The sequence below is a fragment of the Saccharomonospora halophila 8 genome (genome assembly GCF_000383775.1).
GTDB classification, from domain to species: Bacteria; Actinomycetota; Actinomycetes; order Mycobacteriales; family Pseudonocardiaceae; genus Saccharomonospora; species Saccharomonospora halophila.
Genome location: NZ_KB912578.1, coordinates 26,654 through 38,859 on the forward strand (window position 1 = coordinate 26,654; position 12,206 = coordinate 38,859).

Genomic DNA, 12,206 nt, shown 5'->3' on the forward strand with positions numbered 1-12,206 from the left:
GCGGCGTCCGGCAGCGCCACGGCGAGCACCTGGTGCCCCTGGATCACCGGCACCAGCCTGCGCTCCAGCACCGCGCCGTCGCCGAACTCCGCCAGGGTCGAGGCCGCCGCCGCGATGGTGGACAGGTACGGCACGGGCGCCACCGCGCGGCCCAGCTCACTCAGTACCGAACACTGCTCCAGGACGCCGAATCCCCCGCCCCCGACCGATGCGGGCAGCGCGGCGTCGAGAATCCCGGCACGGGCGAGCTTCGTCCAGAGTGGCCGGTTGAACCCGCCGGTGCCGTGCGTCCCCGCGGACTCCGCGGTGTCGTGGTCGCCGACGATGCGGCGGGTGAGCCCGGCGAGGTCGTTCTGGGCCTCGGTGAGCGAGAAATCCATGGACCGTCCCTTCGCCGCGATCGCGCCGTCGCTCGTCGCCGTCCGACGGTAACCGGACCGCGCCCCTCGGCGGAAGTGCCGCGTTCGCTCCGTTTCGGACAGCGGGACCGGGATCCGTGCCGGGACCGCATCGTGATGTACTCCCCGCAGGGAGGTGCTGATGCCCGACGCGAACAACCGCCCCGACCAGCTCGACTCGCCCGTCGTCGCCAGGATCATCAAGTACGGATCCCGGGTGCAGACGTGGGTCTACCGCGCCACGGACGGCCGGATCGGCGGAAAATGGCGGATCGGTTCCGGTTTCCGCAGGCCCGTGCCGACACTGCTGCTCGACCACCGGGGGAGACGGTCCGGCCGCTGGTTCACCACGCCGCTGCTGTACCTGGGCCACGGCGCGGATCTCGTCGTGGTCGCCTCGCAGGGCGGGTTGCCCCGGCACCCGCAGTGGTACCGCAATCTCCTCGCGCACCCGGACGCGGTCGTGCAGGTCGGTGCCGAGGTGCGGCCGGTCCGGGCGCGCGTGGCCACCGGCGCCGAACGCTCCGGACTGTGGACGAGACTGGTCGACCTCTACGCGGACTTCGAGACCTACCAGGCGTGGACGGACCGCACGATCCCGGTCGTCGTCCTCGAACCTCGCTGAGGAGGATCGGACCGACCCCGCACCATCGGGTACGTCCGCCCGGCGGTCGGCACGGACCCGACCGGTGCGGTATCGTGACCGCGGTCGTGTCGGGGGAACGCGCTGCGGGGGGACGGTCGTGTTCGAGCACCTGTTGAGCCTGACCGAGCAGCTTATCGCGTCCCCGTGGCTGTATTCGGTGCTGTTCGGCCTCACCGCTCTCGACGGGTTCTTCCCCGCGGTGCCGGGAGAGACCGCGTTGGTCACCGTCGCCGTCCTCGCCGCCTCGGACAGCGGATCCGGCGCCACGCTGATCCCGGTGGTTCTCGCCGGTGCGTCGGGGGCGTTCGTCGGGGACCACGTCTCCTACACGATCGGGCGGGTGACGATCGGGCGGTCGAGTGCGCGTATCCGGCGTTCCGGACGTGCCCGGGCGGCCTACGACTGGGCCCGGCGGGGGATCGCCGAGCGCGGCGGTCAGGTACTGCTGGCCTCGCGCTACGTGCCCGGTGTGCGCACGGCGACCACGATCTCGATGGGCGGTGTGGGATACCCGCTGCGGTCGTTCTCCCTGTTCGATGCCTCCGCCGCGGTGCTCTGGGCGGTCGGCTGGAGCCTGGTCGGCTACCTCGGCGGTGCCGCCTTCCGGACGGAGCCGGTCACGGGCCTGGCGTTCGGTCTCGGTTCGGCGCTGGCACTGACGCTGGTCGCCGAGCTCGTCCGCAGGCTCCGACGCCGACGGGCCGCGAGTTCCGCGGACATTCGCGACCCGGCTCCCGAGGCCCGGTCGTGAACCCGCCGCAGGGGTGAACGGGCCTCGATCCGCCGTCGGCCTCCGGAGCGCCGCGTCGTCGGGGATGCCGTGGGCCCCGGCGCCGACGCCGGTCAGCGGGTGACCGGGAGACCCAGGGTCGTGGCCGCGATGAGGTCACGCTGGATCTCGTTCGTGCCGCCGCCGAAGGTCAGGATCAGCGCCGAGCGGTGTGCGCTCTCGATCCGGCCGCGCAGTGCGGCGCCCGGTGAGCCGTCCCGGACCATCCCCGCCGCGCCCAGGACCTCCATGAGCAGCCGGTAGGCCTCGGTGGCGAGTTCGGTGCCGAACACCTTCGTTCCCGAGGACTCGCCCGGCCCGAGCTCGCTCTCCGCGGCGGCCCAGGCCACCTTCCAGTTGCGCAGCTTGAGGTACTCGGTGTGCGCGTGGACGCGGGCCAGGTGCATCCGCACCCACTCCGCGTCGATCATCCGGCCGCCGCCGGGGTGTTCGGTCTCCCGGGCCCAGTCGGCCACCTCGGCCAGTGCCGCCTGCAGCGGTGCGGCGGAGGTGAGGGCGACCCGTTCGTGGTTGAGCTGGTTGGTGATCAGCGGCCACCCCTCGTTCTCCCCGGCGATCCGCGCCGACACCGGCACCCGGACGTCCGAGTAGTACGTCGCGCTCGTGCCGGGCCCGGCCACGGTGCGCACCTTGGTCCACGAGAAGCCCTCGGCGGTGGTCGGGACCATGAGGATCGACAGGCCCTTGTGCCTGCGTGCGTCCGGGTCGGTGCGGGCGGCCAGCCACACGTAGTCGGCGTACTCGATGAGACTGGTCCACATCTTCTGGCCGTTGATCACGTACTCGTCGCCGTCCCGCACGGCACGGGTGCGCAGGGCGGCGAGGTCGGTGCCCGCCTCGGGCTCGGAGTATCCGATGGAGAAGTGCAGCTCGCCCGCGGCGATCCGGGGCAGGAAGTGGTCCCGCTGTTCGTCGGTGCCGAACCGCAGGATGGTCGGGCCGACGGTGTTCAGGGTCAGAAACGGCACCGGGACGCCCGCGATCGCCGCCTCGTCGGTGAAGACGAGCTGGTCGAGCATGGACAGCTCGCGGCCACCGTAGGTTTTCGGCCACCCGAGGGCGAGCCACCCGTCCCGGCCGAGCGTGCGCACGATCTCCTTGTAGGCGGTCCCGTCGCCGTACTCGCCGCCCTCGCCGGCCAGCGCTTCGCGGCGGTCCGGGGTCATCAGCTCGGCGAAGTAGGTACGCAGTTCGTCGCGCAGCTGCTGTTGCTCCGGTGCGTGGCTGATCCGCATCTGTTTCCTCCGCTCGGCCGTTGGCAGGGCATGGACCGTCGCCCGGAGCGCAGTGTAGAACACGTTCTACCTCAAGGACACCGGTCGCGACGTGTCCGCGCCGGGCGGGTGTGCCCGAGGGTGTGGTCGCGCTCGCGAGCTAGAACATGTACTCATTAACGCTGCCGATGGGATTGGAAAATCCCTGTTCAACCACCAGATAATCGGTGTGAACCGAGTATTGATTCGTGCGAGAATAAGTTCTACTCTGGCGGTCGGGTGAGGACCGGTGGCAGGCCCGGCGGGCCTTCCGGGACTCCCGCGGCCGGGGCACCGGCGGCGGACCGGACGCGTATGGAGGCGAGTTCATGACCCTGACCGTGCAGCCCTACCGCGAGTCCGTCGGGCTGAGGACGGGACGGCTCCACATCGGCGGGGAGTGGGTCCCGGCACGGGGTGGCGCCACCTGGACCCACATCCATCCGGCCACCGGCGAGGAGATCGGGGACATCGCCGTGGCCTCGGCGGACGACGTGGACGACGCCGTGGCCGCCGCCCGGCGCGCCTTCGACGCGGGGGAGTGGTCGAACGCCCGGGCGGGCACCCGCATCGCCGTGCTGCGCCGCACGGCCGAACTGCTGCGCACCCACGCCGACGAGCTCCGGCGGCTGCAGGCCCTGGACAACTCGGTCCCGGTCTCGTTCGGCAGCGTCTACGCGACGTCGGTCTCCGTGGCCGCCGACGCGTTCGACCACCACGCGGGCTGGGTGGACAAGATCGGCGGCCAGACCCTGCCGCCGTACCAGGGCGGTGACCACCTGGCGATGTCGTTCCGCGAACCGCTCGGGGTGGTCGGGGCCATCCTGCCGTGGAACGCACCGTTCCTGCTGTTCGCGCAGAAGGTCGCCCCCGCCCTCGCCGCGGGGTGCACGGTCGTGCTCAAGCCGTCCGAGTACGCCTCGTTCACGGTGCTGCGGATGGTCGAGCTGGTGCTGGAGGCGGGTCTGCCCGCGGGCACGCTGAACGTGGTGACCGGCACCGGCGACCCCACGGGGGAACGCCTGATCACGCACCCGGACGTGGACAAGATCAGCTTCACCGGCAGCCGGGACGTCGGCGGCCGGATCGTGGAGGCGTCCGCGGGCACGCTCAAGCGGGTGTCGTTGGAACTCGGCGGGAAGTCCCCCGCGCTGGTGTTCGCCGACGCGGCCGACGTCGGTGTCGCGGCGGCGACCACGGTCGGCGCCGTCACCCTCGGTCTGTCCGGCCAGGCGTGCGTGTCCAACACCCGGGCGCTCGTGCAGCGCGAGGTCTACGACGAGTTCCTCGCCGCCGCCGAGGGCATGGCGGCGGCGGTCACCTACGGCGACCCGTTCGACCCGGCGGTGATGTCCGCGCCGCTGATCAACGGCAGACAGCTCGACCGCGTGCTCGGCTACATCGAGCAGGGGCGCGCCGAGGGGGCCCGCCTGGTGACCGGCGGCGAACGGCTCGGCGGCGAGTGCGCGGCGGGCAACTTCGTCGCCCCCACCATCTTCGCCGACGTGGACAACGCGTCCACGATCGCCCAGGAGGAGATCTTCGGGCCGGTGCTGTCGGTCGTGCCGTTCGCCGACGAGGAGGAGGCCCTCGCCCTGGCCAACGACACCCGCTACGGGCTCGGCGCCGGCGTGTTCAGCGCCGACGCCCAGCGCGCCTTCCGGGTCTCCCGCAGGCTCCGCGCGGGCACCGTCGGGATCAACGGGTTCCAGGTGGAACCGCACCTGCCGTTCGGCGGGTTCAAGGAGTCCGGGCTCGGCCGCGAGGGCGGGCAGTCGTCGGTCGAGGCCTACACCGAGCTCAAGACCGTGATGATGCCGCTCGGCGACGAGATGATGTAGCGGGCCCGGCACGCGGCGCCGGTACGACACAGGCACGGAAGGCAGGCAGGCATGGGCAGGTTGTCCGGGAAGGTCGCGCTGATCACCGGGGCCGCGCGCGGCCAGGGCGCGGCGGCGGCACGGCGGTTCGTCGACGAGGGCGCCCGCGTGATGCTCACCGACGTCACCGACGACGAGGGCAGGAACGTCGCCGCCGCGCTCGGCGACGCCGCGGGCTACGAACACCTCGACGTCACCGACGAGGGGCAGTGGAGCGCGGTGGTGGCGCGCACGGTCTCCGCGTTCGGTTCGCTCGACGTGCTCGTCAACAACGCGGGCCTGCTGCACTTCGCGGAGTTGGCGCACACCGAGCTGGCCGACTACGAACGGGTCGTCCGGGTGAACCAGACCGGCACGTTCCTCGGGATGCGGTCGGTCGTTGAACCGATGACGGCCGCCGGTGGCGGCTCGATCGTCAACGTGTCGTCGGTCGAGGGATTGGCGGGGATGCCGCTGGTGAGCGCCTACACCGCGAGCAAGTTCGCGATCCGGGGCATGACCAAGGTCGCCGCCCTGGAACTCGGCGACAAGGGGATCCGGGTCAACTCGGTGCATCCCGGGATGATCGACACTGACATGGTCCGCACCGCGCTGGGCGGTGACGTCGACGCGAGCCCGGCGGTGGTCCGGCTCGCCCTCAAACGGATGGGCCGGCCCGAGGAGATCGCCGCGATGGCGGCGTTCCTCGCCTGCGACGACAGTTCCTATTGCACCGGGGGCGAGTACCCCGTCGACGGCGGGGCGACCGCCACGCACGCGCTGCGGCTCTAGGGCCGTCCCGGCACCCGACGGCGGGTGCGGCGACCGTTTCACGTTCACCGGCGAGCGGCTACGGAGGTTGTATGGGTGCGAGAGCGGGCTCTCCCCCGTTCCCCGGCCACGGGGCGCTGGTCCAGGTCGGCCGGCTCGCCACCCTGGGGTGGGAGGTCGCGCGTGCGATACCCCGCCGTCCGTTCCAGTGGCGCGAATGGATCCAGCAGTGCTGGTTCTTCGCCAGCGTCACCATCCTGCCGACCGCCCTGGTCGCCGTCCCGTTCGGCGCGGTCATCGCGCTGCAGCTGGGCTCGCTGACCCAGCAGATCGGCGCGCAGTCGTTCACCGGCGCGGCCAGCGCCCTCGCGATCGTGCAGCAGGCGTCCCCACTGATCACGGCGTTGCTCGTGGCGGGTGCCGGCGGCAGCGCCGTGTGCGCCGACATCGGCGCGCGCAAGATCCGCGAGGAGATCGACGCGATGGAGGTGCTCGGGGTGAACCCGATCCAGCGCCTCATCGTGCCCAGGGTGCTCGCCGCGATCGTGGTCTCGGTGCTGCTCAACGGGCTGGTCAGCGTGGTCGGCGTGCTGGGCGGCTACTTCTTCAACGTCGTGCTGCAGGGCGGCACCCCCGGTGCCTATCTGGCCAGCTTCAACGCGCTGGCCCAACTGCCCGACCTGTGGGTCAGCGAGCTGAAGGCGTTCCTCTACGGTTTCGTGGCCGGTGTCGTGGCCGCGTTCCGGGGGTTGAACCCCTCGGGCGGTCCCAAGGGCGTGGGGGACGCGGTGAACCAGGCCGTGGTCATCACGTTCATGCTGCTGTTTCTGATCAACGTCGTGCTGACCGCGATCTACCTCAAGATCGTGCCCCCGAAGGCGCTGTGATGCCGATGCCGGAGACCCACGGGACCGACCGGAAGGTCGGCGACCGCACCCTGGAGATCATCGCGCGTCCCGGTGCGTCGCTGGAGGGGCTGGGGACCCAGCTGCTGTTCTACGTGCGGGCCCTGGCGTGGGCGCCGCGGACCGTGCGCCGCTACAGCCGGGAGACGCTGCGGCTGCTCACCGAGGTCTGTTTCGGTTCGGGCGGGCTCGCGGTCATCGGCGGCACCCTCGGCGTGATGATCGGCATGACCATGTTCACCGGTCTCATCGTCGGGATGCAGGGTTACGCCGCGTTGGACCAGCTCGGCACGGCCGCCCTGACCGGGTTCATCTCCGCCTACTTCAACACCCGTGAGGTCGCCCCGTTGGCGGCCGGACTGGCGCTGTCGGCCACGGTGGGCTGCGGGTTCACCGCCCAGCTGGGCGCGATGCGGATCTCCGAGGAGATCGACGCGATGGAGGTCATGGGCGTGCCCAGTCTGCCCTACCTGGTCACCACGCGGGTGCTCGCCGGGGTCACGGCGGTGATCCCGCTCTACGCGGTCGGGCTGCTGTCGTCCTACCTGGCCTCCCGGCAGATCACCATCTGGATGTACGGGCAGTCGGCCGGGACCTACGACCACTACTTCAACCTCTTCCTGCCGCCCGAGGACGTGCTGTACTCGTTCGGCAAGGTGCTGATCTTCTCCACGATCGTGATCATGTCGCACTGTTACTACGGCTACACGGCGAAGGGCGGCCCGGCCGGGGTCGGCGTCGCGGTCGGCCGTGCGGTCCGCACGTCCATCGTGCTCGTGGCGGTGCTGGACTTCTTCCTCAGTCTCGCGATCTGGGGCGCGTCGACCACAGTGAGGATCTCCGGATGAGCGCGATGCGACGACTGCTGCTGCGCAGACTCCGGCACCAGGCGCTCGGGCTGGTGTTCCTCGTGATGGTGGCGCTGTTCCTCAGCACGACGATCGCGGTCTACAACAAGGCGTTCTCGGACGCCGTACCGGTCCGGCTGACGATGGACCGCCTCGGCACCCAGATGCGGACCGGTGCCGACGTCAAGATCCACGGTGTCCGGGTCGGGGAGGTGCGTGACGTGGGCACCGACGGCGACGGTGCCGAGCTGGAGCTGGCGATCGAACCGGACTCGCTGGAGCGGATCCCCGCCTCGGTCACCGCACGGCTGCTGCCCAAGACGCTGTTCGGCGAGCGGTACGTCGCCCTCCAACCTCCCGAGGGTGGCGGGACGGGCCACCTGCGCGCGGGGGACGTGATCCGGCAGGACCGCAGCGCCGAGGCGGTCGAGGTGGAGCAGCTTCTGTCGGAGACGCTGCCGCTGCTGGAGGCGGTGCAGCCGCAGAAGGTGTCGAGCACCCTGAACGCGATGTCGACCGCCCTGTCCGGGCGTGGACAGCAGCTCGGCGAGACGGTGACCGACCTGGCAGGCTACCTGGAGCGGATCACGCCGTCGCTGCCGGACATGAAGGCCGACATCAGTGCACTCGCCGACGCCGCCGAGTCCTGGGACCGGGCCGCACCCGCCTTCCTCGACGCCATGGCGGACGCGACCACCACGACCCGCACCCTGCTTCAGAAGCGGCAGCAGCTGGGCGATCTGTACGCCTCGGTGCGCAGCGCGGCGGGCAACCTGGGCGGGTTCCTGGAGGCCAACGAGGACAACCTGATCCGGCTCACCACCACCTCACAGGAGGTGCTGGACATTCTGGCGAAGTACGCACCGCAGTACCCGTGCATGTTCGGCCAGTTCGCGGGTTCGGTCCCGGCGGCCGAGCGCGCGTTCGGCCACGGCACGGACGAGCGCAACCACGTCGTCATCCGGTTCATCGCCCGGGACCGCGGGAAATACGTGCCCGGCCGGGACGATCCGGAGTACAACGACACGCGTGGTCCGCGCTGCTACCCGCAGGTGCCCGCTCCGGGTAAGTGGCCCCAACAGCCCCCGGGGGGCCCACTGAAGGACGGTTCGAGCCACCCGGACACCCCGCAGGACGACAATCCGCTGCCCGGCCCGGTCAAGGGACTCGACGTCCCGTTCGAGGATTCCTCCGGCACCGACGGTGGGGGGAGCAACCCGGGAGCCGGGTGGCCCGCGAACTCGCCGGCCGAGCAGGCCCTCGTGTCGCTGTTGCAGGCGCCGACGACCGGCATCGCCCCCGGGGAGGCACCGGGGTGGACCTCGCTGCTGCTCGGCCCGCTGTACCGGGGAACGACGGTGGAGCTGCGATGAGACGGTTCGTGCCCGCGTTGCTGAAGATGACCGCGTTCGCGGCGGTGACGATGCTGCTCACCGGGGTCCTCGCCGCCACGATCGCGAACACGAACTTCGGGGCGACCTCCGGTTACACCGCCCGGATCACCAGTGCGTCCGGGTTGAACGCCGGGGACGACGTGCGGATCGCCGGGGTGAAGATCGGTCAGGTCACCGACATCGCCATCGCCGACGACAACGTCGCCGAGGTGTCCTTCACCGTCGCGCGCGACCGGGACCTCCCGCGGCTGGTCACCGCCACGGTCCGGTACCGCAACCTGGTGGGGCAGCGGTACCTGTCGCTGAACACCGACGTCGCGGGGAAGGGGACCCTGCCCGCGGACGGGACGATCCCGGTCGACCGCACCGATCCCGCACTGGACCTGACCGCGCTGTTCGACGGGTTCCGCCCGCTGCTGCGCGCGCTCGAACCCGACCAGGTCAACCAGCTCTCCCACGAGTTGATCCAGGTCCTGCAGGGCGAGGGCGGCACGGTCCGCAGTCTGCTGCGGCACATCGGCTCGCTGACCGGCACCCTCGCCGAGCGGGACCGGGTGATCGGCGAGGTCATCGGCAACCTCAACTCGGTGCTCGACACGGTCAACGACCGGGCACCCCGGTTCGCCGACCTGGTCGACACCACCGAGCGGCTGGTCACCGGACTGGCCGAGCAGCGGGAACCGATCGGTGCGGCCGTCGAAGGCATGGCCGAGCTCACCGAGGCCACCTCGGGACTGCTGGATCAGGTGCGTCCCGAATTGCGGCGCAATGTCGGCGCGCTGAACGACCTCGCCGGTGAGCTGGAGAATTCGGAGCGGACCTACGAGATGATCCTGCGGAACCTGCCGCGGAACCTGTCCAGCTTCATGCGGGTGACCAGCTACGGAAGCTGGTTCAACTACTACCTGTGCGGGCTGACCGGCACGATCGGGGTGCGGGCACTCAACGTCGACCTGCCGATCCTGCCGCTGCCCGCGACCGACGAGCCGCAGAGGTGCCAGGTCTCGTGAAACCTCTCAGGGAACGCAACCAGGCCACGGTCGGCGCCGTGAGCCTCGTGCTGATCGTGCTGGTCGTGGTCGCGGCCTACCGCTCCGACGAGATCCCGATGCTGAACACCAGCTCGACCTACTCGGCCCACTTCGCCGAGTCGGCGGGGCTGGAGGCCGAGGCCGAGGTGCAGATCGCCGGGGTCAAGGTCGGTGAGGTCGACGAGGTCGAGCTGGACGGGACGCGGGTGCGGGCCACGTTCACCGTCGACTCGTTCGACGCGACCCGCATCGGCGACCGGACCACCGCGGCCATCAAGATCAAGACACTGCTCGGCGACAAGTTCCTGGAACTGGCCCCGGAGGGGGAGTCCCCGCAGGATCCGGCCTCGGTGATCCCGGTCGAGCGGACCCGGACACCGTTCGAGCTCCAGGACGCCTTCGACCGGCTGTCCGGCACGGTCGAGGAGATCGACACCGGACAGCTCGCGGACAGCTTCGACGTGGTCGCCGACGTCCTGTCGGACACCTCGGCGCCCATGTCGGAGGCGTTGAGCGGGCTGTCCGCCCTGTCCGAGACGGTCGCCTCCCGGGACGCGGAGCTGGCCCGGCTGCTGTCCAACACCGACGCGCTCACCGGCACGCTCGCCTCCCGCAACGAGAAGCTGCGCGCCATCGTGCACAACGGCAACCGGCTGCTCGACGAGATCGCCGGACGGGAGCAGGCCATCGACTCGTTGCTGCGCGGAACCCGGCGGGTCTCGCGGGAACTGACCGGCATGGTCGCCGACACCGAGCAGGACCTGCGCCCCGCACTGGAACGCCTCGACTCGGTCACCGACATGTTGCAACGCAACCGGGGCAATCTGCAGCGGAGCCTGGAACTGTTGGGGCCGTTCACCAGGATCGGCACCAACGTCACCGGGAACGGGCGGTGGTTCGAGGGATACATTTGCGGAATGCTGCCGCCGACGATCAATGTGGACGGTGCGGCGTTCAACCCGGGCGGGTGCGACCCGGGGATGGCCGCGCCGAACCAGGGTGTGGAAAGCGGGGGCCGATGACAGCCGAGGGCAGGGCAGCACGGTCGGTGCGGAGCTGGATCGCGATCGGGTGCGTGGTGGCACTGGTGATCACGGGATCGGCGTGGTGGGCGCTGCGTGACACCGGGGGGACGGCCTTCTCCGCGTACTTCGACAAGGCGGTGGGCCTCTACGAGGGTTCGTCGGTGCGGGTCCTCGGCATCGAGGTCGGCACGATCACCGCGGTGGTGCCGGAGGGAGACGACGTCCGGGTCGACATGACGGTGCAGCCCGACGTCACGATCCCCGCCGACGCGGGTGCGGTGGTCGTCGCGCCGAGCCTGGTCAGTGACCGGTACGTGCAGCTGACGCCGGTCTACGAGTCGGGGCCGGAGCTGTCCTCCGGCGCGGTGCTCGGCCGGGACCGCACGGCCACGCCGATGGAGATCGACGATCTCTACTCCACCCTGGACGAGCTGTCGCGCACGCTCGGCCCGGACGGCGCCAACTCGGACGGGGCCCTCTCGGACGCGCTCGACGCGGCGGCCGAAAGCATGGAGGGCAACGGCCGCGATCTCAACACGACGATCACCCGCATGTCCGAGCTGGTCACGACGCTGGACGAGTCGAAGGGCGAGCTGTTCTCCACGGTGCGCAATCTCGGAGAGTTCACCGAGGTGCTGGCCGACAGCGACGCAGCGGTCGAGGAGTTCTACGGCAGGCTCGCCGAGGTCACCGACCTGCTCGCCGACGACTCGGACGAGGTCTCGGCCGCGTTGTCCGACCTCGGCACGGCGCTCGGCGAGGTCCGGCGGTTCGTCGAGGACAACAGCGACCTGATGACGTCCAATGTGGATAAACTCGCCGGGCTGACGCAGACCCTGGTCGACGAGCGGGCGTCGTTGGCCGAGGCGATCGACGTCGCCCCCACCGGCTTGAGCAACTTCATCAACTCCTACGACGCCAACAGCGGCTCGATCGCGGTCCGGTACAACGCGAACGAACTGACCAACCCACTGGTGACCACGGTGTGCCGGCTGGTCGGACTCGCCACACCCGATGAAGTGCCGCAGACGCTGAACAAACTCTGCGAGGTCCTGGCCCCGGTGGTGGACGGGGCGACCGGGGTGCCGCCCATCTCGGCGCTGGTGTCCGCGATCCAGCGCGGTGAGCTTCCTCCGCTGCCCCTGCCGGTGATCGCGGCGGGCCCACAGCAACGGTGACCGCCGGAAAGGCAGTGACGAATGACCCAGCCGACACACGCACCGGATCCGCCACCGCGACCGGCACGGCCACGGCCGCGGCCGCGCAGGCGGCTGCGCAGGCTCGCC

General features: G+C 70.7%; 12 protein-coding genes. 10 read left to right on the plus strand and 2 right to left on the minus strand.

The annotated features are described in order from the left end of the window. Positions 1-380 (minus strand): acyl-CoA dehydrogenase family protein (locus SACHA_RS26350; RefSeq protein ID WP_019811838.1); only part of this gene is annotated, 380 nt, incomplete at its 3' end. A 160-nt stretch (positions 381-540) separates the two neighbouring features. Between SACHA_RS26350 and SACHA_RS0117475 the strand changes: the two genes are divergently transcribed. Both SACHA_RS0117475 and SACHA_RS0117480 read left to right on the plus strand, forming a co-directional pair. Beyond that, on the plus strand, positions 541-1,023 hold the full coding sequence (locus tag SACHA_RS0117475; protein ID WP_019811840.1) for a nitroreductase family deazaflavin-dependent oxidoreductase: 483 nt from the start codon (positions 541-543) through the stop codon (positions 1,021-1,023). Between the two features lie 118 nt (positions 1,024-1,141). Further along, positions 1,142-1,795, plus strand: coding sequence for a DedA family protein (locus SACHA_RS0117480; protein WP_019811842.1), 654 nt, complete (start codon positions 1,142-1,144; stop codon positions 1,793-1,795). Positions 1,796-1,887: 92 nt separating this feature from the next. On the opposite strand, the gene SACHA_RS0117485 is transcribed toward SACHA_RS0117480, so the two are convergent. Beyond that, positions 1,888-3,069 (minus strand): acyl-CoA dehydrogenase family protein, encoded by a 1,182-nt coding sequence (locus tag SACHA_RS0117485; protein ID WP_019811844.1) that lies wholly within the window; start codon positions 3,067-3,069, stop codon positions 1,888-1,890. Positions 3,070-3,416: 347 nt separating this feature from the next. Between SACHA_RS0117485 and SACHA_RS0117490 the strand changes: the two genes are divergently transcribed. The 8 genes from SACHA_RS0117490 to SACHA_RS0117525 all read left to right on the plus strand — a co-directional run bounded on the left by SACHA_RS0117490 (position 3,417) and on the right by SACHA_RS0117525 (position 12,098). After that, positions 3,417-4,928 (plus strand): aldehyde dehydrogenase family protein, encoded by a 1,512-nt coding sequence (locus tag SACHA_RS0117490; RefSeq protein WP_019811846.1) that lies wholly within the window; start codon positions 3,417-3,419, stop codon positions 4,926-4,928. Positions 4,929-4,979: 51 nt separating this feature from the next. Beyond that, positions 4,980-5,738: a glucose 1-dehydrogenase gene (locus SACHA_RS0117495; RefSeq protein WP_019811848.1), complete on the plus strand. Its 759-nt coding sequence runs from the start codon at positions 4,980-4,982 to the stop codon at positions 5,736-5,738. A gap of 71 nt (positions 5,739-5,809) precedes the next feature. Further along, entirely contained in the window at positions 5,810-6,604 is a 795-nt protein-coding gene (locus tag SACHA_RS0117500) for an MlaE family ABC transporter permease (protein WP_019811850.1), read from the plus strand. Then, the gene (locus tag SACHA_RS0117505) at positions 6,604-7,470 is read left to right on the plus strand and encodes an MlaE family ABC transporter permease (protein ID WP_198010172.1); all 867 of its coding nucleotides are present in this window, start codon (positions 6,604-6,606) and stop codon (positions 7,468-7,470) included. The genes SACHA_RS0117500 and SACHA_RS0117505 overlap by 1 nt, the downstream gene beginning before the upstream one ends. Further along, complete coding sequence (locus tag SACHA_RS0117510; protein ID WP_019811854.1) at positions 7,467-8,843, plus strand: MCE family protein; 1,377 nt, start codon at positions 7,467-7,469, stop codon at positions 8,841-8,843. The genes SACHA_RS0117505 and SACHA_RS0117510 overlap by 4 nt, the downstream gene beginning before the upstream one ends. Next, positions 8,840-9,874 (plus strand): MCE family protein, encoded by a 1,035-nt coding sequence (locus SACHA_RS0117515; protein WP_019811856.1) that lies wholly within the window; start codon positions 8,840-8,842, stop codon positions 9,872-9,874. Before SACHA_RS0117510 ends, SACHA_RS0117515 begins: the two co-directional genes overlap by 4 nt. Then, positions 9,871-10,917, plus strand: a complete 1,047-nt coding sequence (locus SACHA_RS0117520; RefSeq protein WP_019811858.1) for an MCE family protein — start codon at positions 9,871-9,873, stop codon at positions 10,915-10,917. Before SACHA_RS0117515 ends, SACHA_RS0117520 begins: the two co-directional genes overlap by 4 nt. Then, on the plus strand, positions 10,914-12,098 hold the full coding sequence (locus SACHA_RS0117525) for an MCE family protein (protein ID WP_028663306.1): 1,185 nt from the start codon (positions 10,914-10,916) through the stop codon (positions 12,096-12,098). Before SACHA_RS0117520 ends, SACHA_RS0117525 begins: the two co-directional genes overlap by 4 nt. The last annotated feature ends 108 nt before the right edge of the window (positions 12,099-12,206 follow it).

Bases quoted from the DNA above. Each gene is read 5' to 3' on its own strand.
- SACHA_RS0117475 (WP_019811840.1), top strand. From the start codon at position 541: ATGCCCGACGCGAACAACCGCCCCGACCAGCTCGACTCGCCCGTCGTC.
- SACHA_RS0117485 (WP_019811844.1), bottom strand. From the start codon at position 3,069: ATGCGGATCAGCCACGCACCGGAGCAACAGCAGCTGCGCGACGAACTG.
- SACHA_RS0117490 (WP_019811846.1), top strand. From the start codon at position 3,417: ATGACCCTGACCGTGCAGCCCTACCGCGAGTCCGTCGGGCTGAGGACG.
- SACHA_RS0117495 (WP_019811848.1), top strand. From the start codon at position 4,980: ATGGGCAGGTTGTCCGGGAAGGTCGCGCTGATCACCGGGGCCGCGCGC.
- SACHA_RS0117500 (WP_019811850.1), top strand. From the start codon at position 5,810: ATGGGTGCGAGAGCGGGCTCTCCCCCGTTCCCCGGCCACGGGGCGCTG.
- SACHA_RS0117505 (WP_198010172.1), top strand. From the start codon at position 6,604: ATGCCGATGCCGGAGACCCACGGGACCGACCGGAAGGTCGGCGACCGC.
- SACHA_RS0117510 (WP_019811854.1), top strand. From the start codon at position 7,467: ATGAGCGCGATGCGACGACTGCTGCTGCGCAGACTCCGGCACCAGGCG.
- SACHA_RS0117515 (WP_019811856.1), top strand. From the start codon at position 8,840: ATGAGACGGTTCGTGCCCGCGTTGCTGAAGATGACCGCGTTCGCGGCG.
- SACHA_RS0117525 (WP_028663306.1), top strand. From the start codon at position 10,914: ATGACAGCCGAGGGCAGGGCAGCACGGTCGGTGCGGAGCTGGATCGCG.